Here is a 26,138-nt window from a genome sequence, read left to right on the forward strand (position 1 = left end):
TGTCAGTCCGGAAAGCGTTTCCGGATGAAGCGCACCGGATTGCCGCCGTACACGCCTTCCGCTTCGAGCGAACGATGCACCACGGACAGCGGCGTGACCACCGCCGAGCGTCCGATGGTGACGCCCATCTGCACCACGCACTTGGATGTGATCCAGACGCCGTCCTCGATCACGATCGGAGCAACCTGCAAATCCATGTTGCCGGCGACATCGTGCGAGCCGGCGGTGAGAAACACGCCTTGCGAGATGCACACGTTGTTGCCGATAGAAATCCTGGCCTGGTTATAGATCCAGGCGTCGACGCCGAACCAGCAGTTGTCGCCCACTTCGAGATTCCACGGCGCCTTCACGCGAATCGGATGCGGCATGCGACAGTTCCGGCCGATTCGCGCGCCGAATGCGCGCAGCAGCGCGACCCGCACGGACGACACCGGAATCAGCTTGTTGTTGATGATGCAGGCTTCGAGAAAGAACCACACCAGCTCGATGATGAAGCCGCGTTTTGCGACGAAGTTGCCCGGACCGGCGAGCGACAGGTCGATGACCTTGCCTTGCGTGCTTGCCTTTTTTTCGCGGGCGCTTCTCGCTGACGCGCTGACGCCACGCTTATCGAACGCCTGGTCCATGTATTCCCCGACTTGACATTGCATTTGCCCGAATGGCTGCGCGGTGTGTCGCCGCGTGCCCCATGCCTGCCGTTCGTGCCGCTCGCCTTGCGTCGCCGGTGCTGCGTGCGTTGATACGCAAATGGATCGAATGACTCGTTCTGGCCGTAGTTTTCTTTGGCATCCTTCTGGAGATGCTCATGTTCAGCCGCATGTGCGTCGTGCTTTGGCGCATACGGTAGGCCGATTATGGTCGAACGTGCTTTGCTGTCACGTGCGTTTCAGCACGAATGGCCGCATCGGCATGGCTTTTGGCGGTACGCGGCGGTGGCGGGCCATATGCTGTTTTCATGCGCTTGAAACGCGCTTTTAGCACGCTTTCAATGCTCACCGAAACGATGCAGCGGTTCTTCGCAAAGAGCGGTTTGGTGCACATTTGCATCAATTTCGTTCGCGTATGCTTAAGGCCTCTGCACGTGTTGTTTTTCGCATTCGCCTGGAGATTCTGAATGAAACTTTTGCCAGCGGTTTCGGCTGTTTGTGTGCTTCTTGCCTCGGGCGGCGCCTATGCAGGCAATTTCGCCGATGCGGCGATCAGCAATGGTCAGGCTGGAGGGAATGCTCAGCGGGAGATGGATCTTTTGGGCAGTCCGCAGACTTATGCCGATCCTTATGGCGCGCCGACGGATGGGCGTGGGGCGGCGCGCGGCAAGGCGGTGACCGGGGCGCAGACGGCTGATGGCGTTTCGCCTACTGATAAGTTGCTGGCGCAGCAGAATGGGTATGTGGGGAATCCTGGGGCGGGGGCGCAGCTTCGGCGTGGGCTTGGCCGCGATGATGCGGCTGGCAAGGGGGCGCTTACGGCGCAAGGGGCGGCGGCTTCGCTTTATCCTTCTGGGGGGCTTAAGCCGCCTGCTAACGCTGCTCGCGTGAGGGAGATTTATAAGTCGCCGTATTAATGGGCTTCGTTGTTGTCGTGCAAGGGGCTTCTGGTGTTTGTGCTTTTTATTCAGTAGCCGCCTCCCCGGCGGGGGGGGTAACTTTCTTTGCTGCTGTGTATAGACGGGAGACATCGCTGACAAACGTACGAGGACATGGTTGACACTTTCGGGTACTGAAACCCCGGTGCCGACCATGACTTGGAACATAAAAGACACGATGAGCCTGCGACAAGAATTCGTTCATTTGGCCACTCAACACACCCTCACGATGACGGAGTTGTGCGAGCGCTTCAACATCAGCCGGCAGACCGGCTACAAATGGCTCAAGCGGGGCGAACAGGCGCTGGCCGATCGCTCGCGCCGTCCCGCCAGCAGTCCTTCGAAGAGTTCTGAGGCTATCGAGCAGGAAGTGGTTCGACTGCGTCTGGCCCATCCGTGCTGGGGCGGACGCAAAATCAGCCGACGCCTTCAGGATCTGGGCTTTGAAGGGGTGCCGCACCCCAGCACCGTGACTTCGATCCTGCATCGGCACCAACTCATCCTGCCGGCCGAGTCGGCGCGGAGCGAGCCCTGGAAGCGCTTTGAGCACGCGCAGCCCAACGCGCTCTGGCAGATGGATTTCAAGGGACACTTCGAGACGCTGGACAAGCAGCGCTGCAGTCCGCTGACCGTGCTCGATGACCATTCGCGCTTCAATATCCTGCTGCGTGCCTGTGGCCCGACCGACACCGCAGCCGTGCAGGCGGGGCTGTGCGAGGCGTTCGCACGGTATGGCTTGCCTGCGCGCATCAACACCGACAATGGTGCGCCGTGGGGCTCGCCCAGCAGTCCGGGGCAACTCACCGAACTGGCGGTGTGGCTGATCCGGCTGGACATCGGCATCAGCTACAGCCGGCCCTATCACCCGCAGACCAATGGCAAGGAGGAACGGTTTCACCGCACCCTGAAGGCCGAAGTCCTGAACGGGCGATGCTATGAGAACCTGGAGCGCGTGCAGACGGTGTTTGAGCGCTGGCGCATCGTCTATAACTGCGAGCGGCCGCACGAGGCAATCGGCATGGCCACCCCCGAGAGCCGTTATCGGGCAAGCTCGCGCGCGTATCCCTCCGTCCTGCCGGAGATCGAGTACAGCCCGGACGACGTGGTGATGAAGGTCAGATCGGGTGGGCGCGTGGACTTCGAAGGACGACGCATCAAGCTATCCAACGCGCTTTATGGGCTGCCGGTTGCGGCTCGTGCAAAGCCGGGTGAAGACGGGGTATTTGACGTCTGGTTTGCCCATCATCGGATCATGACACTTGACCTGAGGAGCGAAAAAGCCTGACCATAAAACTGTCAACGATGTCCTCGTACATCTGTCAACCATGTCTCCGGTCTATACACTGCTGCAAAGAAAGTCACCAAAGAAAGCAGCTTTTACCCCCATGCACGATGGCTGGAAAGTGTTGGTCTGGATTAACCGATGCAATGGCCGCAATAGGACTTGCCACGTTTAACGGCCGCTTAGGCAACCTCGCGATCACGCGCTCCAAAAATCTTCTCTTAGTGGTCCGCAGTCATTCTTTCGGCCATGCGCTTCGCGCGCCGAGAATGTAAGAACGGAACCCCGCAGCGTATCAGCGCCCAGCCGCATCACACCTTCCCGCTAGATTGCTATTCGGCCCTACCTTGGTCGAGGCTTCGGGTGGCACGCTCAGGCGCGAGCGCAAACACAACGCACAAGCACGACGCAACGCGTAGACCGCCCAAGCAAACGAAAGCCACCGCCTTCTGTGCTCCACTAAAAGGCACATTCAAGCGCACGACATTTGCGCACAACGCGACGTATAGATTGCATCGAAGCCCTAACGAACGTAGGGCCGAATAGCGAAATAGCGGGGAGGTTTGATGAGTCTGGACGCCCGCACGCTGCGGGGTTCCGTTCTAACGTTCTCGGCGCGCGTAGCGCATGGCCGAAAGAATGAATGCGGTCCACTAAGACCAAAAGAATCGAGCGCGCAATCGCTAGGTTGCCTAAGCGGATTGCTAAGCGTGGAAGGTCCTATTGCGGCCACTGCATCCGTTAATCCAGACCAACCCTCTCCAGCCATCGTGCATGGGGTAAAAAGCTGCTTTCTTTGGTGACTTTCTTTGCAGCAGCAAAGAAAGTTACCCCCCCGCCGGGGAGGCGGCTACTGCAATAAAGACACAAACAACAGCAGCCCCTTCCCCGAAAAACCTCGTTAATCAACCTTCTCCACCTGAGGCAAAATCTTCCCCTCAGTCATCCTGACCAGCGGATTATCCGCCACATCCCCAGGCCGAGCCTCCGCAGCAGCTTCCTTGATCCGAACCTCGGCAGTATGCGGCGGCCGCGCCCCGATAAGCGCAATCAACCGATCCTCAAGCCGAGCAAACACCGACTCCGGCGACAAGCGCTCTTGAGCATAAAGCCGCCCAAGCTCCCCATGCGTGGCACGCAACACAGGATCGCCAACCAACTTCTCGATAGCCGAAGTAAGCGCCTCGACATTCTCCGGCACGACTACCTCACCACGCCCGGAAACCGCATCGAAAAGCTCGGTATCCTTATGCGCCATCGCAACAACGGCCCGCGCACTGGCAAACATCCCGGTGAGCTTGGAAGGCATGACCAGATCAGCCACGTCACCCCGCTGCGGAAGCACATGAATATCCGCAAGATTAAGCAACTCGTTCAACCGCTCGATAGGCTGCAACGACATGAACCGCGTATTCGGCAAATCGGCGCACCGCTTCTGCAACGCAGCCTTGGTCGCCCCATTGCCACAAAACACGAACACGATGTCTTCGCGCTTCTTCAACGCAGCCGCCGCATCCGCGACGACTTCGAGGCCTTGCTTCGCCCCCATGTTGCCGGAGTAAAGCACGACCGCCGTATGCTCCCCGATCCCGAGCTCACGCCGAAACTCACTGCGGCGATCGAGCGGAAAAATCGAGCCGGTATCCACCCAGTTCGGCAGATGAAAAACATTCGTGCGCGCCACGCCCTTGCTCACCGCGCGCTCGATCATCTTGTCGGAAATCGATGAAACCACGTCGAAACGCTTCATCAGACGGCTCTCGAACGCCAACGCCATGTCGCCCGCCCGCTTGCTCTTGAGCAAGCCGAGATCGAACGCGGCATCCACTTCGAAATCCTGAATATGCAGCCACGAACGCGCGCCAGTCAGACGCGCAAGCGCCAGCGCACCCGGCGCATTCGCCAGACTCGGCGCGATCGTCATCACGACATGCGGACGCCAGAAGGCATGCGCCACCAGCGCCGGCACGGATGCAAGCGCGAACGACGCCAGATGCAACATGCGCTTCTTGCCGTTGGGATGCTTAGGAACCCAGATCGGCGAACGAAACACCCGCACGCCATTGCGCATCTCGATCCGATGATGCCAACTCCTGTACCCCGTCCCGACCTTCCATTCCGGATAGTAAGGCGGCGCGCACACCACGCGGACCTCGTGTCCGCACGCGACGAGCGCCTCGGCCATTTCCGCCGTGTACTTGCCGGTTCCCGTCAGCTCGGGCGCATAGTTCAACCCGTAGATCAATATTCTCATTTGGTCCCTCGCCCGACATTCGCGCCGCTTGACCTGAGCGGCCCCTCGGCCGCCCGACATGAGGCGCAAGCCGCCAGACGCGCAGGACCGCGCATCCGAACGGCGTCCTTCACCGCTTTTGCACCCTCCCCTCGGAATCAGTGCGTCAGTTCATCAGCAACAGCGCACAGCCACGCGCGATGTTGGCCGCCGCCGACGGCGGATCGAATCGCTGGATCACATCGGTGCAACGACGTGCCACGGAGGCCGTGTCCCCGAACGCTTCGATCGCCTTGAGCATAGTGCGATGAAGCGCCGCCACGTCGCCCGCCGGGAACGCGTACCCCGTCACGCCTTCGACCACCAGTTCCGGCACGCAGCCGCAGCTTTCGCTGACGATCACCGGGCAGCCGTGGTTCAACGCTTCGTTGGTCACGAGGCCCCACGGTTCACGCGTGCTCGGCAACACCATGCAGGTCGCGCTGAAATACTCGCGCGAGAGCGGCGCATCCTGAAGACTGCCCAGGAACTTCACGCTGTCCTGCAAGCCGGATTCCGTCACCTGCTGCTTCAACTGATCGCTGAGCGGGCCGGTGCCGACGAGTCGCAGTTCCGCATCGGGCGTGCTGGTCTTCAATTGCTTGAACGCATCGACGAGGGTGTTGATTCCCTTTTCCGCCGAAAGTCGTCCGACGAACACGAACACCGGCTTGTTGCCCACATCGCCACGATGATCGACACGGTCCTGCACCACCGTTTCCGGTGAGAACGCGCGCGGCAGCGCCGCGGCCTGACACGGCACGAAGATCTTGTCCTGCTTGGCGCCCAGCGACATCAGATACTCGCGGCTGCGTTGGCCGAACGCGAAGTAGCCATCGCACAGCGAGAAAAACACGCGCTTGGGAATCGACGTCAGCATGCGGCGCGGATTGTCACGAGCGGTCGAATCGCAGAACACGGCGCGACGCTTGCCGGTGATGACGCACGCGGCCATCATCGCCCAGTACTCCGGACGGTGATACCCCGGCAACACCACGAGATCGGCCTTCGTCTTGAGCACTTCCCACGTCAGACGCATGGTCATGCGCCAGGTCGGTACGTCTTCGTAGCAGCCCTCGTAAAGCTTCTTCATCGGATAACGGTGGAACGAATAATCGACCTCCGAAAACCCGATGCGATCGTGCTCGGTATCCGCAATCTGCACCATCGAATAGCGAATCGAGCCAGTGCCCGCGATATTGTGAAGCGCTGAAAGCACTTCTCCCTTGTGCCGCGACCACACGACGTTATGAAAAATGGTCACTGAAGCATTCATTTTTATCGTGTCCCTCGATGAGATCTGCGGGCCTCTGCCTCGCTTCGTTTGTTCTTGAGTCAGACGGCAACGGCGGATTGCTGCATCGAGTCGTAACGGTCGAGAAACTCGGCGTAGGTCGCGCGGATTCCGTCTTCCAGCGCGATCGATGCCTTCCATCCCAGCCCTTCCAGTTTCGACACATCCAACAGCTTGCGCGGCGTGCCGTCCGGCTTGCTCGCATCGAACTCGATCTCGCCCTCGAAACCCACCACGCGGCACACCATTTCCGCGAGTTCGCGAATGGTCAGATCGTCGCCCACGCCGACGTTGAACACGCCTTCGCTGATCTCGCTTTCCATCAGGAACGTCGATGCCGCGGCGAGGTCGTCCACATGCAAAAACTCGCGCTTCGGCGTGCCCGAACCCCACACCGGCAGGCTCGCGTGACCGTTCAGCTTGGCCTCGTGCGCCTTGCGGATCAGCGCGGGCAACACGTGGCTGGTCTTCAGGTCATAGTTGTCGTTCGGACCGTACAGGTTCGTCGGCATGACCGAGACGAAACGCGTGCCGTACTGCTTGTTGTAGGCCTCGCACATCTTGAGACCGGCGATCTTGGCGATCGCGTAGGCCTCGTTGGTCGGCTCCAGCGGCGAAGTCAGGAGATACTCTTCCTTGATCGGCTGCGGACAAGCCTTCGGATAGATGCACGACGAACCGAAGAACACGAGCTTGCTCACGTTCCAGCGGCAGGCCGCGTGAATCACGTTCGTTTCGATGACCAGGTTCTCGTACAGAAACGATGCCGGAAACGACGAGTTGGCGAGAATGCCGCCCACCCGCGCCGCCGCGAGAAACACCACGTCGATCTGCTCTTCCTCGAAGAACAAATTGACGCCGTCCTGATCGGTCAGGTCGAGATGCGCCTTGGTGCGCGTCACGATGTTGCTGTAGCCCGCGCGCGTGAGCTGGCGCACGAGCGCCGAACCCACCATGCCGCGATGGCCCGCAACGAAGATGCGTGCGTTCTTGTCCATGACGCTTTACTCGTGATGTTCGAGAGCCTTGAAACCGGCAAGCGTCACGAGCGCGTCGCGACGGGCGATCTGATAGTCGGCGCGCACCATTTCCTTGACGAGCGACTCGAAGGACGTGGCCGGCTTCCAGCCGAGCTTGTCGTGCGCCTTGGTCGGGTCGCCGAGCAGCGTTTCGACTTCGGTCGGACGGAAGTAGCGCGGATCGACCTTGACGATCACCTGACCCGGCTTGAACTTCGTGTCGCGGTTGTCGACGCGATCGACGATACCCACTTCGTCCACGCCTTCGCCTTCGAAGCGCACGTGCACGCCGAGTTCGGCGGCGGCGTGCTGCACGAATTCGCGCACGCTGTACTGCACGCCCGTGGCGATCACGAAGTCTTCGGCCTGTTCCTGTTGCAGCATCAGCCATTGCATTTCGACGTAGTCACGTGCATGGCCCCAGTCACGCATGGCGGACAGGTTGCCGAGGTACAGATCGTCCTGAAGGCCCACGGCCATGCGGGCGATGGCGCGCGTGATCTTGCGCGTGACGAAGGTCTCGCCGCGCACCGGCGATTCGTGGTTGAACAGAATGCCGTTGCACGCGTACATGCCATACGCTTCGCGGTAGTTCACCGTGATCCAGTAGGCGTAGAGCTTGGCCACCGCGTACGGGCTGCGCGGATAGAACGGCGTGGTTTCGCGCTGCGGAATTTCTTGCACGAGACCATACAGTTCGGAGGTCGAAGCCTGATAGAAACGCGTCTTCTTTTCCAGACCGAGGATACGGATTGCTTCGAGGATACGCAGTGCGCCGAGGCCGTCCGCATTCGCGGTGTATTCCGGCTCTTCGAACGACACGCCCACGTGCGATTGCGCCGCGAGGTTGTAGATTTCGTCGGGCATCACGCGCTGGATGATGCGCACGAGGCTCGTGGAGTCCGTCAGGTCGCCGTGATGCAGGAACAGGCGTTGATCCGGATCATGCGGATCACGGTACAGATGGTCGATACGGTCCGTGTTGAAGAGCGAGCTACGGCGCTTGATGCCGTGAACTTCGTAACCCTTGTTGAGCAACAGCTCGGCAAGATACGACCCGTCTTGCCCCGTGATACCCGTGATCAAAGCGACTTTGCGGTCCATGCGAAACCTCGATAAATTCGGTCTGAAGGCGGCGCGCGGCCAGGCGCGCCAGAGATTAGTTTTTGTAAGTCTTAGTTTTACTCTGCGATGCTCTCGTAGCCGTAGTAACCGGCATACGTGCTTCCCTGCAACATCTTCGATTGCGGTACGTCCGTCAGCAGAACGCCCTTCATGTTCACGCCGCCGTGGTGCAGGCGCTTCATCGTCTCGCCGATTTCCTGCACCTGATTCTTGCCGTGGCGCACGACGAGCAGACTGGTGCCCGCGTGCTTGCCGATGACCGTTGCGTCAGTGACAGCCAGCACAGGCGGCGTATCGACGATCACGAGGTCATACAGTTGCTTCAGTTGTTCGAGCACTTCACCCAGGCGATCGCTCGCCAGCAGTTCCGACGGATGCGACGGCAGCGAACCCTTGGTGATCAGATCGACGCCCGGCAACACATCGTGCAGGATCGAGCTCATCACGTCTGCGCCCATGAGCACATCCGAGAGACCCGGCGAGTGACGCACGCCGAAATGCGAGTGGATGTCGCCACGGCGCATGTCGCCGTCGATCAGCAGAACGCGCTTGCGGGTCGATGCCACCAGCGTCGCCAAATTCACCGACAGGAACGACTTGCCGGCTTCCGGACGCGAGCCCGTCAGCATCACGACGTTGTTGCGGGCATCGGCCATTTGCAGTTGCAGCGAAGTGCGCAGACCACGAATGCCTTCCACTGCTGCGTCTTCCGGTGCTTGCGCCGCCAACACATGCAGCCCTTCGCGACGGTCGCCGACCTTGCGTTGCAGACGCAGTTGCGTCGTGCTGCGCGGAACGATGGCGAACACACGCACGCCGAGTTGCTTTTCGATCTCTTCCGGACGCTCCACACCGCCATACAGCGACTTGCGAACGAATGCCACGATGATGCCGAGCACCAGGCCCACGCCAGCCGCGATCAGGATCACGATCAGCTTCTTCGGGCGGACAGGATCGTCCGGCGTCTGTGCGTAGTCCACTACACGCACGTTGCCGATCTGACCAGCCTTGGCGATACGCAGTTGTTGCGCGCTGTTCAACAGGTTCGTGTACAGCTCGGTGTTCACCCGCACGTCACGCAGATAGCGCAGCGCGGTTTGTTCCGTGTCCGGCAGCGTCGAGACGTTCTTCGCCATCTGGGCTTGCTGGCCGGAGAGCGCGGCGATCTGCGCGTCCAGTGCCTGCACCGACGGATGGTTCGGCGTGAAGCGCAGCGACAGTTCGGCACGTTGCGCTTGCAGGTCCGACAGCTTTGTCTTGTTATCGACGATACGTTGCAGCAACAGGCGGCTTTCTTCCGAGAGATCGACCGTGCCTTGCTTGTTACGGAACGTGTTGTACTTCTGTTCCGAGTCGTCGAGTTGCTTCTTCAACAGCGGCAATTGCTGATCGAGGAAAGTGAGCGTGTTTTCCGCTTCCGCCGAACGCTTGTTGGCATCCTGAGCAACGTAACGGTTCGCGATGTTATTGACGATGTCCGCGATTTCCTTCGGGTTGCGACCTTCCAGGCTCAGTCCGATGATGCCCGACTGCAACGCCGTTTCAGCGACCGTCAGACGTTGCTGAAGGTTGTCGATCGTCGTGAGCGTCGAGAAGCGCGTCAGGTCGAACTCCACGCCCGGGTGTCCAACCAGCTTGTCCACCTTGAGCTTGACCGGGCCTTGCGGCGTCACGCCCGAGGCTTCTTCGCCGACCTTGCCGGTCAGGATCGCCACGCCATCCGGGTCGTTCAGCGCGTAGGTGCCGTTTTCCCCTGCGACCAGCGTGAACTTCTTGTCGTACAGGTCCTTCGGCGTGTCGAACAGCGGCACGTCGATGGATTCGCCGCCCCATGCGAAGCGCGACAGTTGCGCCGGCAGCGGGACGTTGAACATCGAGAACGCGGAGCCGACCAGACCGCCCACGAAGGGCAGCGCGTGCGGCGCGGCGCTGATGTCCAGATGCATGCGGCGCACCGTGTCGTCCACGACCAGACGCGAACGCAGCAGTTCGATCTGCGCGGCGGTGGTCGACTTTGCATCGAACATCTGCGAGACGGCCTGCACCGCGTTCGCATTCGCCTGCGGGTTGTTGTTGTTGGCGGATTCTTCCACCTGGATCAGCGCGTCTGCCTTGTACGTCGACGGTGCGACGAACGCATAGGCAGCGCCCAGCAGCACGGCTGCGAGCGTGATGAATGTCACGAGCTTCCAGTTGCCGAATACGGCCGCCAGATAGTCGGATAATCGCAACTCGTCGCCGGTCGAGACGTCCGAGTATCGTGTGTCGAAGTTCATGGCCATGGTCTTCTCGCTCGCTCTTTCTAAGTAGCTTTGGGTTTGCCGGCGCGCCCGATTCGTGTCGGGCTGCGCCGGATACAGACTTAACGGGTAATCACCGCGGCCGTCAGACCCGCGTTGATTGCCGGAAGCAGCAGGTTCAACACGCGGCTGAAGCGGACGAGGCCGTTGTTATCCACGTAGACGACGTCGTTCGGTTGCAGCTCGAAGCCGTTCGCGAGAAGCATGGCCACCGGCGAACGTGCATCGAGGTGATAAACCTCGGGGCTGTCCGTCTTGCCGTTGCGGATCACGTAAAGTTGCTTCGGATCGGACGTCTCGGCGTTGAAGCTGCCCGCTTGCGAAATCGCATCGGACAACGTCAGCTTGCCGCTACGCATCGGGATCACGGTGGCAGGCTTGGTCACTTCACCCATCACGTAGACGCCGTTTTCATCGCGCGAATCGACGCGCAGTGCATCGCCCGGCTTGAGCATGATTTCGGAGGGGCTGTGGCCCGTCGAGGTCATGCCGGCCATGTTGATGTGATACGTCACGCCGTCACGAATAAGAGTGACACGGCTTTGATCGGCGGTCGGTGCGAAACCGCCCGCACGGCCGACGGCTTCCACCAACGTCATCGGAATGTCGTTGATTTGCTGCGAACCCGGCGTGCGCACGTCGCCGTCGATATACACCTGTCCCGCGCGGAACGAAGCCACGCGCACGGTCACCTGCGGCTTGACGAAGACCTTGGACAAATCCTGGTACAGCTCGCGCTGAACCTGAGCTTCGGTCTTGCCCGCTGCGTGAATCGGATGCGTCACGTAGGGGAACTGGATATTGCCGTCGGCATCGACCACGAAGCCGGGAGCGGCATCCGAAGTACGCGTCTGCTGCTGCGGCTGACCGAGCGCGGCGACGAGTTCGGGGTGATCCCACACCGTGATCTGCAGCACGTCGCCAATGCCCAGCTTGTACTGCGTGGGCTTGCCGTACAGCGCGGCGTTCGGGTCCGTGCCGGCCGACGGTTGCTGCGCCTTCATCTTGCGAATGAGCGACAGGTCGATCGGCGTGATCGGGATGTTTTGCGCGGTCGCGACATCGCCGTCGGCGTTCGACGTTTCGGCGAGCGCGGCGGGCTTGTCGAAGTGCATGCCCGGAGCCAGACCGCAGCCCGCGAAGACAACGCACAGGGAAGCAGCCGCAGCCAGGCTCGAAAGCCGGAAGAAGCCGGAGGAAGTGGTATTGGCGGCCATGGATGTGGTGCCCGGTTGTTGTACGTTTTGCATGATGGTCGTCCCCTGCAATCAATAAGCGTTGGTGTGGCGTAGTCCCTTGAAGATCGTTGCGGCGATGATTCTCATATCGAGTCCGAACGACCAGTTTCCGAGGTAGTACAAGTCGTGAGCGACGCGTCCTTCCATCTTTTCAATCCGATCAGTTTCACCACGAAATCCGTTGACCTGAGCCCAGCCGGTGATACCCGGCTTGATCCGGTAACGATGGATGTACCCCGATACGACCTTTTGATAAAGATCGTCATGTTCGAGCGCGTGTGGACGCGGGCCCACGACCGACATGTCACCGCGCAGAACGTTGAAGAACTGCGGCAGCTCATCGAGGCTGGTGCGGCGCAGGAACGCTCCGACTCGGGTCACGCGCGGGTCGTTGCGCGTGGCCTGGCGAAGCACTCCGGCCTGTTCCGTGTGCATGCGCATCGAACGGAACTTATAGATCTTGAAGACGCGGCCATCCGCGCCCTTGCGGCGTTGGGTGAAGAACACCGGACCGCGCGAGCTCAGCTTGACGGCGAGCGCGCAGGCGATCAGCAACGGCGACACCGCGAGGATCGCGAACAGCGCGAAGGTGCGGTCGAACAATTCTTTTTGCAGCATGGCGCTCGCAGAGAGCGGCGAGGCGACGAGATTGATGGCGGGTTCGCCGAGCAGATCCGTCACGCCGCTTTCGAACAGGGCGAGGCTGCGCACGTCGGGCATGAAACGCACGTTGACTAAGTCGTCGCGGAATTCGTTCACGAAGCGCAGGATGGTGCGCTCTTCCGAGAGCGGCAGCGCCAGCCATACTTCATGCACGTTCTGCGTGCGCACGTAGTTGACGAACGCATCGTGGTCGTCGAATACGGGAACGCGCGTGTTCAGGCGGGTTTCATCCGGCGTTGCGTTGTAGGCGGCCACGGCGCGAAAGCCCGAGTTCGTCGCGCGGTCGATCTTGCGCACGACGGAATCGCAATGCTTGCCGCAGCCCACCACCGCCACCTGATGCACGTTCATGCCGGCATGGCGCATGTGCGCGAGCACCGCATGCGTGACGAGGCGCCCCGCGATCATCATGCCGCCCGACATCGCCGTCCAGTAGGCGAACCACAGACGCGAAACATAATCCAGGCGATGCAGGGAGAACATCAGCGCGAGCGCGCAGCCCTGCACCACCAGCCAGCCGAGCGACACCTGGCAAGTCAGTTGCAACTTGCTGCGGCCACGCCACGACTGGTAGACGCCGAAGCCCGGAAAGAGCGCAAGCGAGAACGCCGCCGCGAACGCGACGAACGCCACCGAATAGGTGTGTGCCTCGATGTACTCGAACCTGATTTGCGACGCCAGGGCCGCTCCGCCGACGATCATCACGACGTCGAACAGCCGTGCCAGTAGTCCTTCGAATTCGCGCATGTCATCCCCCCGAATGCATTCGATTCCACGTTTGCTGCCTGACGCTTGTCCCTCCTCGCTCAACCGGTCTTTAATGTCGTTTGAAGCCGTGACGCAGGGAAGTCTTGTCTTGCTTGGCGATGCTTGGTATTGCTTGATGTTGCCGGTGCTCAGTTGCGGCCGTAGGTATCGTCGAAACGCACGATGTCGTCCTCGCCGAGATAGCTGCCCGACTGCACCTCGATGATTTCGAGCGGCACCTTGCCCGGATTTTCCAGCCGGTGCGTGACGCCCAGCGGAATGTAGGTCGATTCGTTTTCCGAGAGCAGGAACGTTTCTTCGCCGCGCGTGACCATGGCCGTGCCGCACACCACGATCCAGTGTTCGGCGCGATGGTGATGCATCTGCAAGGACAGCTTCGAACCCGGCGACACCACGATGCGCTTCACCTGGAACCGCTCGCCATGTTCGATGGAGTCGTAAAAGCCCCACGGACGGCGCACCTTGCGGTGAATGTTCGCTTCCGGCGCTTGCTGCTCGCGAATACGTGCAACGAGTCCCTTGATGTCCTGCACGCGCGAACGGTCCGCCACCAGCACCGCGTCATCCGTCTCGACCACGATGATATTGGTCGTACCCACGCAGGCCACCAGACGTCCGCCTTCCGAGCGTGCGTAGCTGGAGGTCGCGCCTTCGAACACCACGCGGCCGCTCGCGACGTTGCCGGATTCGTCCTTGTCCATCGCGTCCCACACGGCGTCCCACGAACCGAGGTCGGACCAGCCGGCGACGAGCGGCACCACCACGCCTTCGCACGGCGTGCTGGCGGTGCCGATATGTTCCATCACCGCGTAATCGATCGAATCCGAAGGCGCGCTGCCGAAAGCCTTGGCTTCAGGACGGAAGAACTTGCCGTCGTCCTTGCCTTCGCCCGATGCCGCGCAGCAGGCCGCGTGCATGTCGCCGTTGAGCTTCTGGAGCGCGGCCAGCCACACGCTTGCGCGCACGACGAAGATGCCGCTGTTCCACCAGTACGTTCCGGCGGCCACGTATTGCGCGGCGAGTTCGGCGGCGGGCTTTTCCACGAAGCGGTCGATGCTGTGCGCGCCATCGTTCAACGCGCCGCCGATGCGGATATAGCCGAAGCCGGTGTCGGGGCGCGTCGGCGGAATGCCCAACGTGGCGATCGCGCCGCGCTCTGCGTATTCGGCGGCGATCGAAATCGCGCGATGCAGCGCCGGGATGTCGGAGATCGAATGGTCGGCGGGCATCGCAACCATGATCGCGTCCTGACCGTCCTTGCATGCGGCGAGTGCTGCCAGCGTCAACGCCGGGGCCGTGTCGCGCCGCGCCGGTTCGACGATGATGCGTGCGTTCACGCCCGACTCGCGGGTCTGTTCTTCCGTCGTGAAGCGATGTTCCTCGCCGCACACGATGATCGGCTCGGCCGCGACCTTGAAGTCGCCCGTGAAGCCTTTCATGCGTCCGACGGTGGCTTGCAACAACGAATCGCGGCCCACGATGCCGATCAACTGCTTCGGAAACTGTTCGCGCGACATCGGCCACAAGCGCGTGCCCGAACCGCCCGCGAGAATGACGGGAACGATGCGCCGGCAGGCCGCCGCGACATTCTCCGAACTCACCGTCATCTCACCCGTGCGTGCTTCATTCGTCATATCAGGACTCCGTGCTCTCACTGTTCTTCGATTAGGCTGGTCTTGCCGCTCGAGAATGATTGATTCACCGAACGCGATGGTTCGGCCATTTGTTCGATGCTTTACGCCATCAATGTTCGGCGTCCCGCAAAAGACGCCGCTGGCGCGTCGTGAAGCGCGTGCTTCAGACGGTCGCCTCGCGCCGGCTCTGCATGCGGTATTCCGTCGGCGAAATCGACAGACGCTTGCGGAAAATCTTGGCGAGCCGGTCGCCGTTGCCCATGCCGCTGCGGCGCGCGATCTTGTCCACCGGCAATTCGGAGTCGGTGAGCAACGCGCACGTCACGGCGAGGCGTGCCTGCAACAGGTAATCCGAGGGCGTGATGCCCATTTCGATCTTGAAGCGGCGCAGGAAATTGCGTTCGCTCATGGCGGCCACTTGCGCGGCATCGACCACGGAGATCGGACGCTCGCAGTTGTCCTGCAACCAACGTGCGGCCGCGCGGATCTTGTCGCCTGCGGACGCCGCACCGCTGTCGCCGAGGATCGAAACCATCTTCGCGGCGGAACCGGGCATCAGCCGTTCGGCGACGTTGCGCGACACTTCCAGTCCGAGGTCGCGCTTGACGATCAACAGCGCGCCCTTCATCGATTCGTAGCGGTCGCCGCCATCGGCAGCTTGTTCGTCGCGCACCAGATGGATCATGGCGGTGCCGTAGCGCGCCTGTCCGTCGTGCGTCTGACCCATGCCGATGCCCGCGGCTTCCAGCACCTTGCGGCCTTCGGAGATCGACTTCACGACCGTGGTCTTCGAATTCACGCGACGCACCCATTCGATGATGCGATCGTCTTTCGCCGCTTCGTCCGCGCCCCGGCCGCCCGCGACGAACAATGCGTCGAAGCCGCCGTAGTGGCGTGCGTCCAGTCCGTCGGTCCACACCCGCACCGACGACGAACACGCGACGTTGCCGCCTTCGACAGAGAGGAAGCGCACGTCATACGTGCAATCGGTCTTGCTCTTCGCCGACGACAGTTCGTTCGCCATGTGGAAGACTTCCGCGACGATCCCCGCGCCCAGGAGCGAGAAACCGTCGAACAGCAAAATCGCGATGCGTTTCACCTCGGCCTGAGCGGGTCGGGGCGAAGGCGGCATCCAGCCCATTACGGCGGGTTCTAGAGTGGCATAAGGCATGGTCATCCTCTGCAGCTTTTGTTTCCAGGAGTTGCGTGGAATCGACTCGGCCATTGCAGCGCATCAAGGACATTCCCGAACTTCGCCGGGTTGTCAGTGACCGATTGGAACGAGCGGATGGCGGAATCGATCCGCTGGGATGAATAATAAGCAGACAAACTTTTTTGTGGGATGGATTTTCGCTTTTTAGACACAAAATCTGTCGTGCTGTGAGGCTGACCGCACATTGAAATCCCTCCCCAGATTTGATTCGACCATTACCGCTCATCCAGAAGGAAACAAATCCCGGATTTGTCATACAAACTTAAGCCGCTTTGAGTAGCAAACGTCGATGCGCGTACCGGATGTATCCGTCATGGGGGTTGACACTTCCCCGCAACGCACGGCCCGGAGCGGCTCACAGCGAATTTAGCATACTCGGTCAGACGATATAAACTGTTACACGGATGAAACATGAAAGGGGCATCCGCTTGCGTCATGTTTCAGAAGAATCGGCAATTTTGGGTTTATGTTCAGGATGAACAAGCTTTGTCCATTGCGTGTTTATCGGCATAAATTAAAAATGCCATTCATAGACTCTTTATATTCATCGCATTTTCTTTTGAGATAGCCGAGTTAATCCCGGCGATTTTAAAACGCTCATTTTTATTTTAAACGAAAGGCTTTTTCAGACCCGCGTGGCAAGAAATGTTCTGCTGCGCTGCGCAATGCCGAATCGCGCGCGAAGCACCGTCTGGTCAAGCGTTCGGCGGCGGATTCTTCCGCCAAGTCTTAGTCATTTGCGGCGGCGCGGAGCTTATTACGAAGCTGAAATCACAAATTGAAAGGTTCTGTAATACTCTGCGGATTGCCACTCGTTTTCTCGCGTCGATCCGCCGTTTCTTCGTCAAAGCGCGCCATCGTTGCACGTAGAAATTCGATGCGGAAAGTTGTTCCGATTCGGGCAACGTTGCGGCATCTTCGGCCCGATTTGCGATATCGCCGGGCGACGCTGGTTGTTTCACCGGTGATATGCGTCGGACGTCGATGTGCCGCCGCATGCTCCGAATGCGTCGTCTGCCGCGTAACGCCTGCCTCCGGCATTGATCGGACGAACGACCGCCACACGTGCGGATGCGCACGGTAGCGCCCGGCGCGAGCCCTCATGGTGGTTGCTTGCCGTCGGCGCGTGGCAGAAACGTTTCATCTGCGTAGCATGCGTCTGCTTGTGTTTGCATCGCCAACATTCGGGCTTTCGAGAAAAAAGACGATGAACCGATTTCCGACCTCTTTCTGCGCTGCCCTCGCCGCCTTTCTCGCGCTCTCGGCCTGCGACAAGGCCATCTCCGACGAACGCGGCGATGCAGCCGCCGCCAACGCCGTTTCCATCGACGGCGGTGCGTGGATTCCCTGCGCCAGCGAGCGCGGCACCTGCACGTTCGACGGCACGAAGCCGGTCATGTACGGCACGGCCGCGAAGCACGCGGTCAAGACCTTCACCGCGAAGGCGGCCTGCGACAACAGCGCCTTTGACGACCCCGCGCCCGGCGAGGAAAAAAATTGCTGGTACGCCGCGCCGAAGGGCACGGTCGTCCAGAACGCGACGAAACGCGCCGCCAGCGTGACGACTTCCGCGCCCAGTCCCACCGATACGCCGCCTTTGCAATGCAAGGCGCCGACATCGCCGGAAGCCGCCACCGAAATCGGCGACGCCATCGAAGCCGACACGCCCGGCAGCGACGGCACGCGCATGTTTGCGCTGAACGCGCCCGTGCGCATCGCCATCACGACGCGCGCGAAGGCCGCCGATCAGGTCGACTGGCAGATTCGCGATGCATGGAACAACGTGAAGGCGAGCGGCCGCTTCGCCGTCGCGGCGAAACCCGGCACGGTCACGCTCGCGTGCACGTCGGGCGCGGCGGGTTATTTCGCGGTGAGCGCATCGTTGGCGTCGGAGAAAAGCGCGTTGCCTGCGCGCGGCACGCGGCCCAATGGCATCGCCACGTTCGGGGTGTTGCCGGATGTGTCGAAGGCGCTGCCGGCCGTGACGTTCGCGCATCCGGATGAACATCGCTTCGGCGGACAGGGCGCGGCGTATCTGAAACCGGGCGCGGCCTGCTGCGATGGCGACGGTTATCGTCCGCTCTACAAAGATCTCGGCCTCACCTGGGTCAACGACAACCGCAACTGGTACGTGACCGAGGAGAAAGGCCCGAACCTGTTCAACGCGTCGGCGGACCGGCTCGCGCCGTACTTCAAGCCCGGCGATTTGCTTCGGCTGATCCAGCTCGACGGTATTCCCGCGTGGGCCAGCCCGACGCACAAGACGACGCACAGCTACGCGCCCGTCTCGCTCGATACGTACCGCGACTATATGAAGCGCGTGGGCGAGGAATCGAACACGGTGCGCAAGAAATATTTCCCGCAGCAGACGCGCAACTTCTATCAGGTGACGTGGGAGCCGGACTACGAAGGCGGCCTGCCGTGGAAGGACACGGACGCGAACCTCGTCGCGATGTACAAGGCCACCTCGGAAGGCATCCACGCGGGCGATCCGAACGGCGTCGTGATGGGCCTCACGCTGTCGAATCTCGCCTCGAACGCGACGTGGCTCAAACGGCTCGCGCCGCTGGGCATCGGCAAGTATCTGGATGGCGTGAGCGCACACGGTTATTACGATGTCGGCACGTCGCCCTCGCATCCGCCCGAACGCTTCGACGCCGATTCCGCGACCTCCTTCAAGTCGATGCCCGGCGCCATGCGCGAACTTCGCCGCACCATGAGCGATGTCGTGAAGCCGGGCGCGAAGCTGTTCGTCACCGAAACGGGCGTGAGCTACGACATCGGCACCAAATACGGGCCGAACACACCGAACTGGAACGTGCTGTATGCGCAAGGCGCGGTGGTGGCGCGCGCGCATCTGATTCTGCTGGGCGAAGGTGCGGACGTGAGCTTCGTGTTCTACTCCGCCGATTTCCCCGGCGAAGTGGGCTATGGCGTGTTCTTCGATCTCGCCAACGCGCAAGGCGGCTTCGGCCAGAACGCGATCAGCCCGAAGCCCGCCGCGATGGCCGTTGCCGCGATGACGCGCCTGATCGACGGCACCACGACGATGGGTTACCTCAACGACACGCCGAAAGGTGTTTATGCGTATGCGTATCAACGCTTGAACGGTGGTCGTGCAGTCACCGCGCTCTGGACGCACGACAACGCCGTGTGGCCGGGCGCGAAGGGTTTCGATCCCGCGCACGCGGTTCAATACAATCTCGCCGTCGATGCGCCGGGCAAGTCCGGCTCCGTGACCGTCTTCGACATGATGGGCAACGCGAAGACCGTTCCGTATGAGGACGGACATGTGCCGCTCGTGCTGACCGAAGCGCCCGTCTATGTCGTCTCCGACAACGTCGAAACGCTGCGCGCGAACGTGACGAAACCCGCCGGATATGCCGGTCAATAAGGCCTTCTTCAGCCATCCTTACAGGGTGGCCTGCGCGAACGGCCTTTCGGCGTTTTTCGCCAGTGTGGCGCGCGCCTTTACCGATAACACGCGCGCTACACTGAGCACGCGCTGAACCCTGCTTTTGGCTGACGAAGACCACGCCGCCGAAAGCAAACGAGGGAGCGACATCCACACGAAACGAACAAATAAACGGAGTATCGATGCTGAGCGAGTCGGATTTCAAGACGGTGGTCAGGCTCACGCCGCTCGTATCGATCGATCTGATCGTGACGGACGGCAACCGGCGCGTGCTGGTCGGACGCCGCCGCAACCGTCCGGCGCAGGGCACGTGGTTCGTGCCGGGCGGACGCATCGACAAGGACGAATCGCTCGATGCCGCGTTCAAGCGCATCGTGAATAATGAATTAGGCGTGGCAAGTGTTGAACGCTCGTCGTCGCGGTTTTTTGGCGTGTATGAGCATCGCTATGAGGACAACTTCGCGGGCGTCGAGGGCTTTGGCACGCATTACGTCGTGCTCGCCTACGCGATGACGCTCAACGGCACGGTGCCCATCGGACGCTTCGATCAGCACAGCGGGTATGAATGGCTGCTGCCCGATGATCTGCTCGCGCGGGATGATGTGCATGAGAATACGAAGGCTTATTTTCGGTAGGCTTCGAGGCTGTCCTCTCCTTATCTCTGGCAGAAGGCGCTACGTCTGATCAATCTCTAGCCGTCCACTCGGGCGGCTTTCTTGTTTGCGTGTAACGGCTTCGTCATTCACTGACATAAGTCAGGGAACCGGTGCTGCTTCGTCTACATAAGCTCACAACTGCCCTCAGACAGCGAATGCTTTCCCGGTGCCTGCCTCATAAATAGTACGAAGTCACATTTTGTCTCGCTCGTGCCGGGCAACAATCTCACGTCGTACCCTCCTGCTCGTTTTCAACACAACAAACGATAAGGAAGTCGAATCATGAGAGACGGAGTGGGTCGCGAGGTCGCACGCTTCGGCGACAGTACGGACCACGGCGGCACGATCATCGAGGCCGCGGCAGAACTCGCGCATCTCGTTGATCGGCGCGTGAGGTTCGCATGACGTGGAAGATTCAGACACGAACCATCACCTTCGATTGTCCCGCGCTGCCAGAGACCATTTATCGAGGACCGGACCGTAAGCAGCACAGCGAGCCCTTGCTGACCGTGCGCAGCATTCGCGGACGGGAGGCAGTGGGCGAACTGTTCGAATATACGGTTCTCGCCGAGGTCGAGCATCCCGATGTTCTAGTCAACGTGAGCGACGCGGCGCAAGTCGATTTACAGCGTATCGTTGGGACGCACGGGATTGTCTCGCTTCAAATCGACGGCATCGGCACGTTTCGCGCCGCGCAGAAAGGCGATACGGGACGCGCGAACATCGGTGCCGATACGCGCTACATCGCCGGGAATATCGCAACGGCCCGGATCATTTGCGCGGAGGATCGCGCGGCGGTCTATGAGTTCGTGCTGCGGCCGTCCGTGTGGTGGGCGACACGTAACCGGAACTCGCGCATCTTCAAGGGCTCGGTGACCGACATCCTCGAAGAACTGCTGCGCGATCGCACCATGCTCGACTGGCGCATCGCGGGACCGTGGAGCGGCATGCGGGCGTATCCGCCGCGCGACTTCATCCGGCAGGCGTGGGAAACCGACTGGAGTTTCGCCCTGCGGCTCATGGAGGAATGGGGGCTGTGCTTCTGGTTCGAGCACAACGATCACGGACACACGCTCGTTATCTCCGACACGTTGGGCGGCTTTCACGATCACGGCATCGCCTATGAAACGTTGCGGTATCACACGGACGGGCGTATCGACGAGGAGCACATCAACGAATTGTCGGTGACCTATACCGCCACCGCAGGCAAGGCGACCGTCAACGATCACGACTACATGCGCCCGCGCTTGCGACTGGCCAATGCGCCGCTGCGTGAGGAATACGAGGACCCGCAAGGCACGGCCAACGAGCGCATCGAAATCTATGCGCCCGCTGAGTTCGCGCAACCGGATTCGTATGACGGCCCGCATGCGAGCAACAATGCCCACGAGGAAGGCCAGCTCTTCGCGCGCGTGATGCTTCAGGCGGTGCGCTGCGAAGGATTGCGCGCGCACGGCAAGGGGTATTTGCGCGGGCTTCAGCCGGGGCGCACTTTCATGCTCGCGAACTATCCGCAAGAGGCGGCGAACCGTGAATATATCGTTCTGTCTTGCGAACTCGAACTGACGGAAGTCGGCACCTCGTCTGGTTCGTGGCGTCATTACAGCGTGCACACGGCGTTCGAACTTCAGCCCGCCACGGAGTTTTATCGCTTGCCGCAAGTCACGCCACGTCCGCATGTCGGCAATGAGTATGCGGTCATCGTCACGCCCAAAGACAGCAAGGGCGGAAACTATGAGTGGTGGATCGACGATAAGAACCGGGCGCTGATTCAATACGATTGGGATCGAGAGGCGAAGTTCGACGGCTCGACATCGATCTGGGTGCGGCTCGCGTCGCAATGGCAGGGCAATGAGATGGGCGTGGTCACGCCCGCACGCGCCGGGCAGATGGTCATCGTCTCGCACGTTCATGGCGATCCTGATCGGCCGTACATCTCCGGTTTCGTGGTTGATAAGTACAACCGGACACCCTTGGATTTGCCGCACAATGCCGCCGTCAGCGGCCAGCGAAGCCAGAGTTTAGGCAATAGCCAGGCGTCGAATCACTGCTTTTTGGATGACACGTTCGGGAAGATGCAGGCGCAGTTGGCCACCTTCCCCGAATACACCAAGCCGCATCTCACGCTGTCGAGTCCGGTGGGGATTCAAAGCACCACGGCCGGCAGCACGCATGTTGCGAGCGGCGAAGACCTTGCGGTCACGAGCGGGCGCAATGTCAGCATCGCGGCGGCACGTTCGATGTTTGCCAGCGTCGCGAATACCTTCGCGCTGTTTGTGCAGAAGGCGGGCATCGCGCTGACGGCGGCAGCGGGCAAGATTCGGATCGAAGCGCAGCGTGATGGTGTGGAAATCATCGCTCGCAAAGATACCGAACTCGTCAGCACGGATGGCTGGATCAATCTGACCGCGGCCAAAGGCATTCGCCTGCATGGAGGCGGCTCGGTGCTCGAGATTGGTTCGCAAGGCCTGCGCGGCTTCACCCTCGGCGAGTTTTTGATTCATGCGGCAAGTCACGCGACGGACGATCCTCAAGAGACGCCGCTCAAGCTCCCGCTCGCGGACGTCTCGAGCGCGAAGATTGCCGAGTCTTTCGTGCTGGTCGATAACCGTTCGGGTTTGCTGATCGCGGATCAGCCGTATCGCATCACGCTGGAGGACGGACAGGTCATCAAAGGTCGTACCAACGACGCGGGAGAGATGGCGCTTGTACTTGCCGAATCAGTGCAGCCGGCGACGGTGGAAATTTTGCACGATGACGGCACGGAGAACCCGGTCGCCATTCTTCCGGTCATGCTGACGCAGTCAGTTAATCGAGCACAAACGCCAGTCGTCGTCACTCAAAAGAAGCGAGACGGCAGCACGGTCAATGGCCGCGACCTTCAGCGCAATGAAGCGGATCAACCGGGATTCGAATGGAGCGTCGCGTTGTGCCAACCATATAACTGGGGAATGCGATATAGCACGAAGGATAAGAAAGACCCGAAGCGTCTCGATTTTCCGGTTGTACGGCAATTTGCGCTTGATATGGGCGAGTTATTGATCGAGCAAATTCAGTGGGGAGATAACTACTTTGGCAAAGGCACGCCGACGCTGACTATTACGCCGATCTGGAGTGGTAAAGAGGCTTCCATGCCGTCCGGTGAGAAAAAGATGTTCCAACAGATTCAATTGGACAACAACGTACTTAAAGAACTAGCCAAACGAATCCAGCAAGTATTGTCGATGGCGCTGACCTCAAACAATTCAGGCCCGTTTGCCCTTCCAATTAGTGCGATGCCTGACGTCATCGTCACGAATGACGCGCTAGTTGAGGGCGCACAAGGAGTGTTCGTTGGCGGAACATGGGCGCTATCAATAAACACAGCCACATTCGCGCCGTTATTCCAAGACTTCAAAAAGGAAGAAGCGTCGATGCGTGAGGCGCGTGCGCGAAAAGCATTGAAAGACTTTGTGGATACGATCTATCACGAGACTCGCAATTGTCAACAATATTTTTGGATATTTGCAATGGTGCAGCAGCAAACTGCAGATTTTCCAAAAACGCCAAAAATTGCAATGTGGCCGAACGCTCTTGTGTCAGGCAATGCAATAAAGGCTAAAGAGGTGGTCGAACTAACCAGACAATATTCAATTCCAGGCGATACGCTCGCGCTCGCTGGCCTCAAATCAATGGCGGTCGGGATGTATGTCTGGACTTTAGGTAATTGGAAACGATATAACGAGTCTGCAACAACAAAATACTTTGCTGCTCCTCTCGTGACAACCGATGCAGAATTGTCGGAAGAGTATCAGGCGGCACTTGAACAAGCCACAAAGCTATTGTGTAAGGTCGGAGCAGGAGGGACGCAGATTGATGTTGACAACATGGTGTATGAACGCACGAATGACGGCTATAAAGGGCGGCCTTGGGAAGACGATGCTTTTTACTGCGGCGAACAAGCTGGAAACTATTGGGAATACCGCCACCGCAGGCAAGGCGACCGTCAACGATCACGACTACATGCGCCCGCGCTTGCGCCGCGCCAATGCGCCGCTGCGTGAGGAATACGAGGACCCGCAAGGCACGGCGAACGAGCGCATCGAAATCTATGCGCCCGCTGAGTTCGCGCAACCGGATTCGTATGACGGCCCGCATGCGAGCAACAATGCCCACGAGGAAGGCCAGCTCTTCGCGCGCGTGATGCTTCAGGCGGTGCGCTGCGAAGGATTGCGCGCACACGGCAAGGGGCATTTGCGCGGGCTTCAGCCGGGGCGCACGTTCACCTTCCCCGAATACACCAAGCCGCATCTGACGCTGTCGAGTCCGGTGGGGATTCGAAGCACCACGGCCGGCAGCACGCATGTTGCGAGCGGCGAAGACCTCGCGGTCACGAGCGGGCGCAATGTCAGCATCGCGGCGGCACGTTCGATGTTTGCCAGCGTCGCGAATACCTTCGCGCTGTTTGTGCAGAAGGCGGGCATCGCGCTGACGGCGGCAGCGGGGAAGATTCGCATCGAAGCGCAGCGTGATGGTGTGGAAATCATCGCTCGCAAAGATAATCGTGAGCTTCAAGTTAATGACGTTTCGCCTGAATCGTCAGGCCATGGCATTTACTATGCGATTTGCCAGCCGTATAACTGGGGGATGCGCTATAGCGTGAAGGACAGCGAAAACCCGAAACGACTGGCGTTCCCGGTGGCGCGGCAATTTGCAATCGATCTCGCAGATGTGCTGATTGAGAAAGTGAAATGGGGTGAAAACTATTTTGGTAAGGGGCGACCGGAGGTTGAGGTTGAGCGGTTTCCGCTGAGTGACTCAAACATCAAGATTCTTGCTGATTTCATTTCTCCGATAGTTGAAAAAGCGCTTACCTCTTTGAGTTCAGGTGCTTTCGCGATTCCTGTCAACGCGGTTCCATTCGTGAACGTAACAAACTTTGCCTTGGAGGGTAACGCAAAAGGAACATTTAATGGCCAAAAGTGGAAACTTTCTATTAATACGGAAGCATTGGGTGTTCTTTTTCAACCCTGTGAACTTCAAGAGCAGGCGCAACGTGAGACTTTTGTCACGTCGAATTTACGAGATTTTGTCGATACGATTTTTCACGAAACGCGTCACTGCCAGCAATATTTTTGGATTTGTGCCGTGGCACAGCAGATGACTGCGATGTTCCCCGACACTCCCAACATTGCGGCTTGGCCAGCCGTGTTCACAGGAAAAGAAGATGGAGCCAAGGTTGCGGCGATAGCCGCACAGCAGCCCATCCCTCACGACAATCTAAGTCTTGCAGGCATAAAGCAAATGGCAGCCGGAATGTACGTATGGAACCTAAGCGTATGGAGGCAGCGAAATAGCTCCGTCGGCGACTCGTGGTATCCGCCTTTCGCGCCGGATGCTTCGGCGCTCACCGATGAATATAACCGCGCCTATAAGCAAGCGAAAGAAATTCTTAAAGACGTTGGAGCGGGAGGAACCTCAATTGATATTGACGACATGGTGGCAAACCTTGGTGAGGGTTACCAAGCGCGCCCTTGGGAAAATGACGCCTTCTTCTGTGGTGAAATCGCGGCGGAATATTGGAGCAATGACCATGCGCCGGATGGCTTGGTTGGTAATCAGTGCAGTCGCCAGTATGCACTCGCCCATAACGGCCGCGAGCGATACCGCCCCGCCGGTAAAGGAGCCTAAGACG

Annotated in this window: 17 protein-coding genes and 1 pseudogene; 7 read left to right on the forward strand and 11 right to left on the reverse strand. The window is 60.0% G+C overall.

The genetic code is table 11. The features are described from left to right. Positions 1 to 2: 2 nt before the first annotated feature. Together ACZCWR_RS14900 and ACZCWR_RS14905 are read right to left on the reverse strand one after the other, a co-directional pair. Complete coding sequence (locus ACZCWR_RS14900; protein ID WP_487301495.1) at positions 3 to 626, reverse strand: DapH/DapD/GlmU-related protein; 624 nt, start codon at positions 624 to 626, stop codon at positions 3 to 5. Between the two features lie 226 nt (positions 627 to 852). Next, on the reverse strand, positions 853 to 1,041 hold the full coding sequence (locus ACZCWR_RS14905) for a hypothetical protein (RefSeq protein ID WP_487301496.1): 189 nt from the start codon (positions 1,039 to 1,041) through the stop codon (positions 853 to 855). A gap of 73 nt (positions 1,042 to 1,114) precedes the next feature. Between ACZCWR_RS14905 and ACZCWR_RS14910 the strand changes: the two genes are divergently transcribed. Next, positions 1,115 to 1,564, forward strand: coding sequence for a hypothetical protein (locus ACZCWR_RS14910; RefSeq protein ID WP_487301497.1), 450 nt, complete (start codon positions 1,115 to 1,117; stop codon positions 1,562 to 1,564). Positions 1,565 to 1,739: 175 nt separating this feature from the next. After that, positions 1,740 to 2,870 (forward strand): IS481 family transposase, encoded by a 1,131-nt coding sequence (locus ACZCWR_RS14915; RefSeq protein WP_487300626.1) that lies wholly within the window; start codon positions 1,740 to 1,742, stop codon positions 2,868 to 2,870. A gap of 898 nt (positions 2,871 to 3,768) precedes the next feature. On the opposite strand, the gene ACZCWR_RS14920 is transcribed toward ACZCWR_RS14915, so the two are convergent. From ACZCWR_RS14920 to ACZCWR_RS14960, 9 genes are all read right to left on the reverse strand, one after another. After that, positions 3,769 to 5,121, reverse strand: a complete 1,353-nt coding sequence (locus ACZCWR_RS14920) for a WcaI family glycosyltransferase (protein ID WP_487301498.1) — start codon at positions 5,119 to 5,121, stop codon at positions 3,769 to 3,771. Between the two features lie 145 nt (positions 5,122 to 5,266). Continuing rightward, positions 5,267 to 6,415: a glycosyltransferase family 4 protein gene (locus ACZCWR_RS14925; protein ID WP_487301499.1), complete on the reverse strand. Its 1,149-nt coding sequence runs from the start codon at positions 6,413 to 6,415 to the stop codon at positions 5,267 to 5,269. Positions 6,416 to 6,474: 59 nt separating this feature from the next. Further along, positions 6,475 to 7,431: a GDP-L-fucose synthase family protein gene (locus ACZCWR_RS14930; RefSeq protein WP_487301500.1), complete on the reverse strand. Its 957-nt coding sequence runs from the start codon at positions 7,429 to 7,431 to the stop codon at positions 6,475 to 6,477. 6 nt (positions 7,432 to 7,437) lie between these two features. Continuing rightward, positions 7,438 to 8,556, reverse strand: coding sequence for a GDP-mannose 4,6-dehydratase (gene gmd / locus ACZCWR_RS14935; protein WP_487301501.1), 1,119 nt, complete (start codon positions 8,554 to 8,556; stop codon positions 7,438 to 7,440). Between the two features lie 77 nt (positions 8,557 to 8,633). Further along, positions 8,634 to 10,859 (reverse strand): polysaccharide biosynthesis tyrosine autokinase, encoded by a 2,226-nt coding sequence (locus ACZCWR_RS14940; protein ID WP_487301502.1) that lies wholly within the window; start codon positions 10,857 to 10,859, stop codon positions 8,634 to 8,636. Positions 10,860 to 10,939: 80 nt separating this feature from the next. Then, on the reverse strand, positions 10,940 to 12,094 hold the full coding sequence (locus ACZCWR_RS14945) for a polysaccharide biosynthesis/export family protein (RefSeq protein WP_487303340.1): 1,155 nt from the start codon (positions 12,092 to 12,094) through the stop codon (positions 10,940 to 10,942). 51 nt (positions 12,095 to 12,145) lie between these two features. Then, the gene (locus tag ACZCWR_RS14950; protein WP_487301503.1) at positions 12,146 to 13,525 is read right to left on the reverse strand and encodes an undecaprenyl-phosphate glucose phosphotransferase; all 1,380 of its coding nucleotides are present in this window, start codon (positions 13,523 to 13,525) and stop codon (positions 12,146 to 12,148) included. A gap of 149 nt (positions 13,526 to 13,674) precedes the next feature. Next, positions 13,675 to 15,180, reverse strand: a complete 1,506-nt coding sequence (locus ACZCWR_RS14955) for a mannose-1-phosphate guanylyltransferase/mannose-6-phosphate isomerase (RefSeq protein WP_487301504.1) — start codon at positions 15,178 to 15,180, stop codon at positions 13,675 to 13,677. Positions 15,181 to 15,343: 163 nt separating this feature from the next. After that, positions 15,344 to 16,351, reverse strand: coding sequence for a GlxA family transcriptional regulator (locus ACZCWR_RS14960; protein ID WP_487301505.1), 1,008 nt, complete (start codon positions 16,349 to 16,351; stop codon positions 15,344 to 15,346). A gap of 1,249 nt (positions 16,352 to 17,600) precedes the next feature. Between ACZCWR_RS14960 and ACZCWR_RS14965 the strand changes: the two genes are divergently transcribed. The 5 genes and pseudogenes from ACZCWR_RS14965 to ACZCWR_RS14985 all read left to right on the forward strand — a co-directional run bounded on the left by ACZCWR_RS14965 (position 17,601) and on the right by ACZCWR_RS14985 (position 26,134). Then, positions 17,601 to 19,787, forward strand: a complete 2,187-nt coding sequence (locus ACZCWR_RS14965; RefSeq protein WP_487301506.1) for a hypothetical protein — start codon at positions 17,601 to 17,603, stop codon at positions 19,785 to 19,787. A gap of 203 nt (positions 19,788 to 19,990) precedes the next feature. Then, a complete protein-coding gene (locus tag ACZCWR_RS14970) occupies positions 19,991 to 20,443 on the forward strand; it encodes a GDP-mannose mannosyl hydrolase (protein WP_487301507.1) in 453 nt (150 codons plus the stop codon). 303 nt (positions 20,444 to 20,746) lie between these two features. After that, positions 20,747 to 20,869 carry a hypothetical protein gene (locus ACZCWR_RS14975; RefSeq protein ID WP_487301508.1) on the forward strand — a complete coding sequence of 41 codons (123 nt, stop codon included), beginning with the start codon at positions 20,747 to 20,749 and terminating at the stop codon, positions 20,867 to 20,869. Further along, positions 20,866 to 22,986: pseudogene (locus ACZCWR_RS14980) on the forward strand (type VI secretion system Vgr family protein); the annotation flags it as partial. The gene ACZCWR_RS14975 and the pseudogene ACZCWR_RS14980, both read left to right, overlap by 4 nt. Before the next feature lie 1,396 nt (positions 22,987 to 24,382). Then, positions 24,383 to 26,134: a DUF2345 domain-containing protein gene (locus ACZCWR_RS14985; protein ID WP_487301509.1), complete on the forward strand. Its 1,752-nt coding sequence runs from the start codon at positions 24,383 to 24,385 to the stop codon at positions 26,132 to 26,134. Positions 26,135 to 26,138: the final 4 nt, after the last annotated feature.

It is taken from the genome of Caballeronia sp. A2-2 (genome assembly GCF_057612605.2).

What these genes read in the sequence shown, in the direction of transcription:
- ACZCWR_RS14950 (WP_487301503.1), bottom strand. Translation starts at nt 13,525, where the DNA reads ATGCGCGAATTCGAAGGACTACTGGCACGGCTGTTCGACGTCGTGATG.
- ACZCWR_RS14900 (WP_487301495.1), bottom strand. Translation starts at nt 626, where the DNA reads ATGGACCAGGCGTTCGATAAGCGTGGCGTCAGCGCGTCAGCGAGAAGC.
- ACZCWR_RS14975 (WP_487301508.1), top strand. Translation starts at nt 20,747, where the DNA reads ATGAGAGACGGAGTGGGTCGCGAGGTCGCACGCTTCGGCGACAGTACG.
- ACZCWR_RS14945 (WP_487303340.1), bottom strand. Translation starts at nt 12,094, where the DNA reads ATGGCCGCCAATACCACTTCCTCCGGCTTCTTCCGGCTTTCGAGCCTG.
- ACZCWR_RS14970 (WP_487301507.1), top strand. Translation starts at nt 19,991, where the DNA reads ATGCTGAGCGAGTCGGATTTCAAGACGGTGGTCAGGCTCACGCCGCTC.
- ACZCWR_RS14955 (WP_487301504.1), bottom strand. Translation starts at nt 15,180, where the DNA reads ATGACGAATGAAGCACGCACGGGTGAGATGACGGTGAGTTCGGAGAAT.
- ACZCWR_RS14905 (WP_487301496.1), bottom strand. Translation starts at nt 1,041, where the DNA reads ATGTGCACCAAACCGCTCTTTGCGAAGAACCGCTGCATCGTTTCGGTG.
- ACZCWR_RS14940 (WP_487301502.1), bottom strand. Translation starts at nt 10,859, where the DNA reads ATGGCCATGAACTTCGACACACGATACTCGGACGTCTCGACCGGCGAC.
- ACZCWR_RS14915 (WP_487300626.1), top strand. Translation starts at nt 1,740, where the DNA reads ATGACTTGGAACATAAAAGACACGATGAGCCTGCGACAAGAATTCGTT.
- ACZCWR_RS14910 (WP_487301497.1), top strand. Translation starts at nt 1,115, where the DNA reads ATGAAACTTTTGCCAGCGGTTTCGGCTGTTTGTGTGCTTCTTGCCTCG.
- gmd (WP_487301501.1), bottom strand. Translation starts at nt 8,556, where the DNA reads ATGGACCGCAAAGTCGCTTTGATCACGGGTATCACGGGGCAAGACGGG.
- ACZCWR_RS14925 (WP_487301499.1), bottom strand. Translation starts at nt 6,415, where the DNA reads ATGAATGCTTCAGTGACCATTTTTCATAACGTCGTGTGGTCGCGGCAC.
- ACZCWR_RS14920 (WP_487301498.1), bottom strand. Translation starts at nt 5,121, where the DNA reads ATGAGAATATTGATCTACGGGTTGAACTATGCGCCCGAGCTGACGGGA.
- ACZCWR_RS14930 (WP_487301500.1), bottom strand. Translation starts at nt 7,431, where the DNA reads ATGGACAAGAACGCACGCATCTTCGTTGCGGGCCATCGCGGCATGGTG.
- ACZCWR_RS14965 (WP_487301506.1), top strand. Translation starts at nt 17,601, where the DNA reads ATGAACCGATTTCCGACCTCTTTCTGCGCTGCCCTCGCCGCCTTTCTC.
- ACZCWR_RS14960 (WP_487301505.1), bottom strand. Translation starts at nt 16,351, where the DNA reads ATGCCTTATGCCACTCTAGAACCCGCCGTAATGGGCTGGATGCCGCCT.
- ACZCWR_RS14985 (WP_487301509.1), top strand. Translation starts at nt 24,383, where the DNA reads ATGCTTTTTACTGCGGCGAACAAGCTGGAAACTATTGGGAATACCGCC.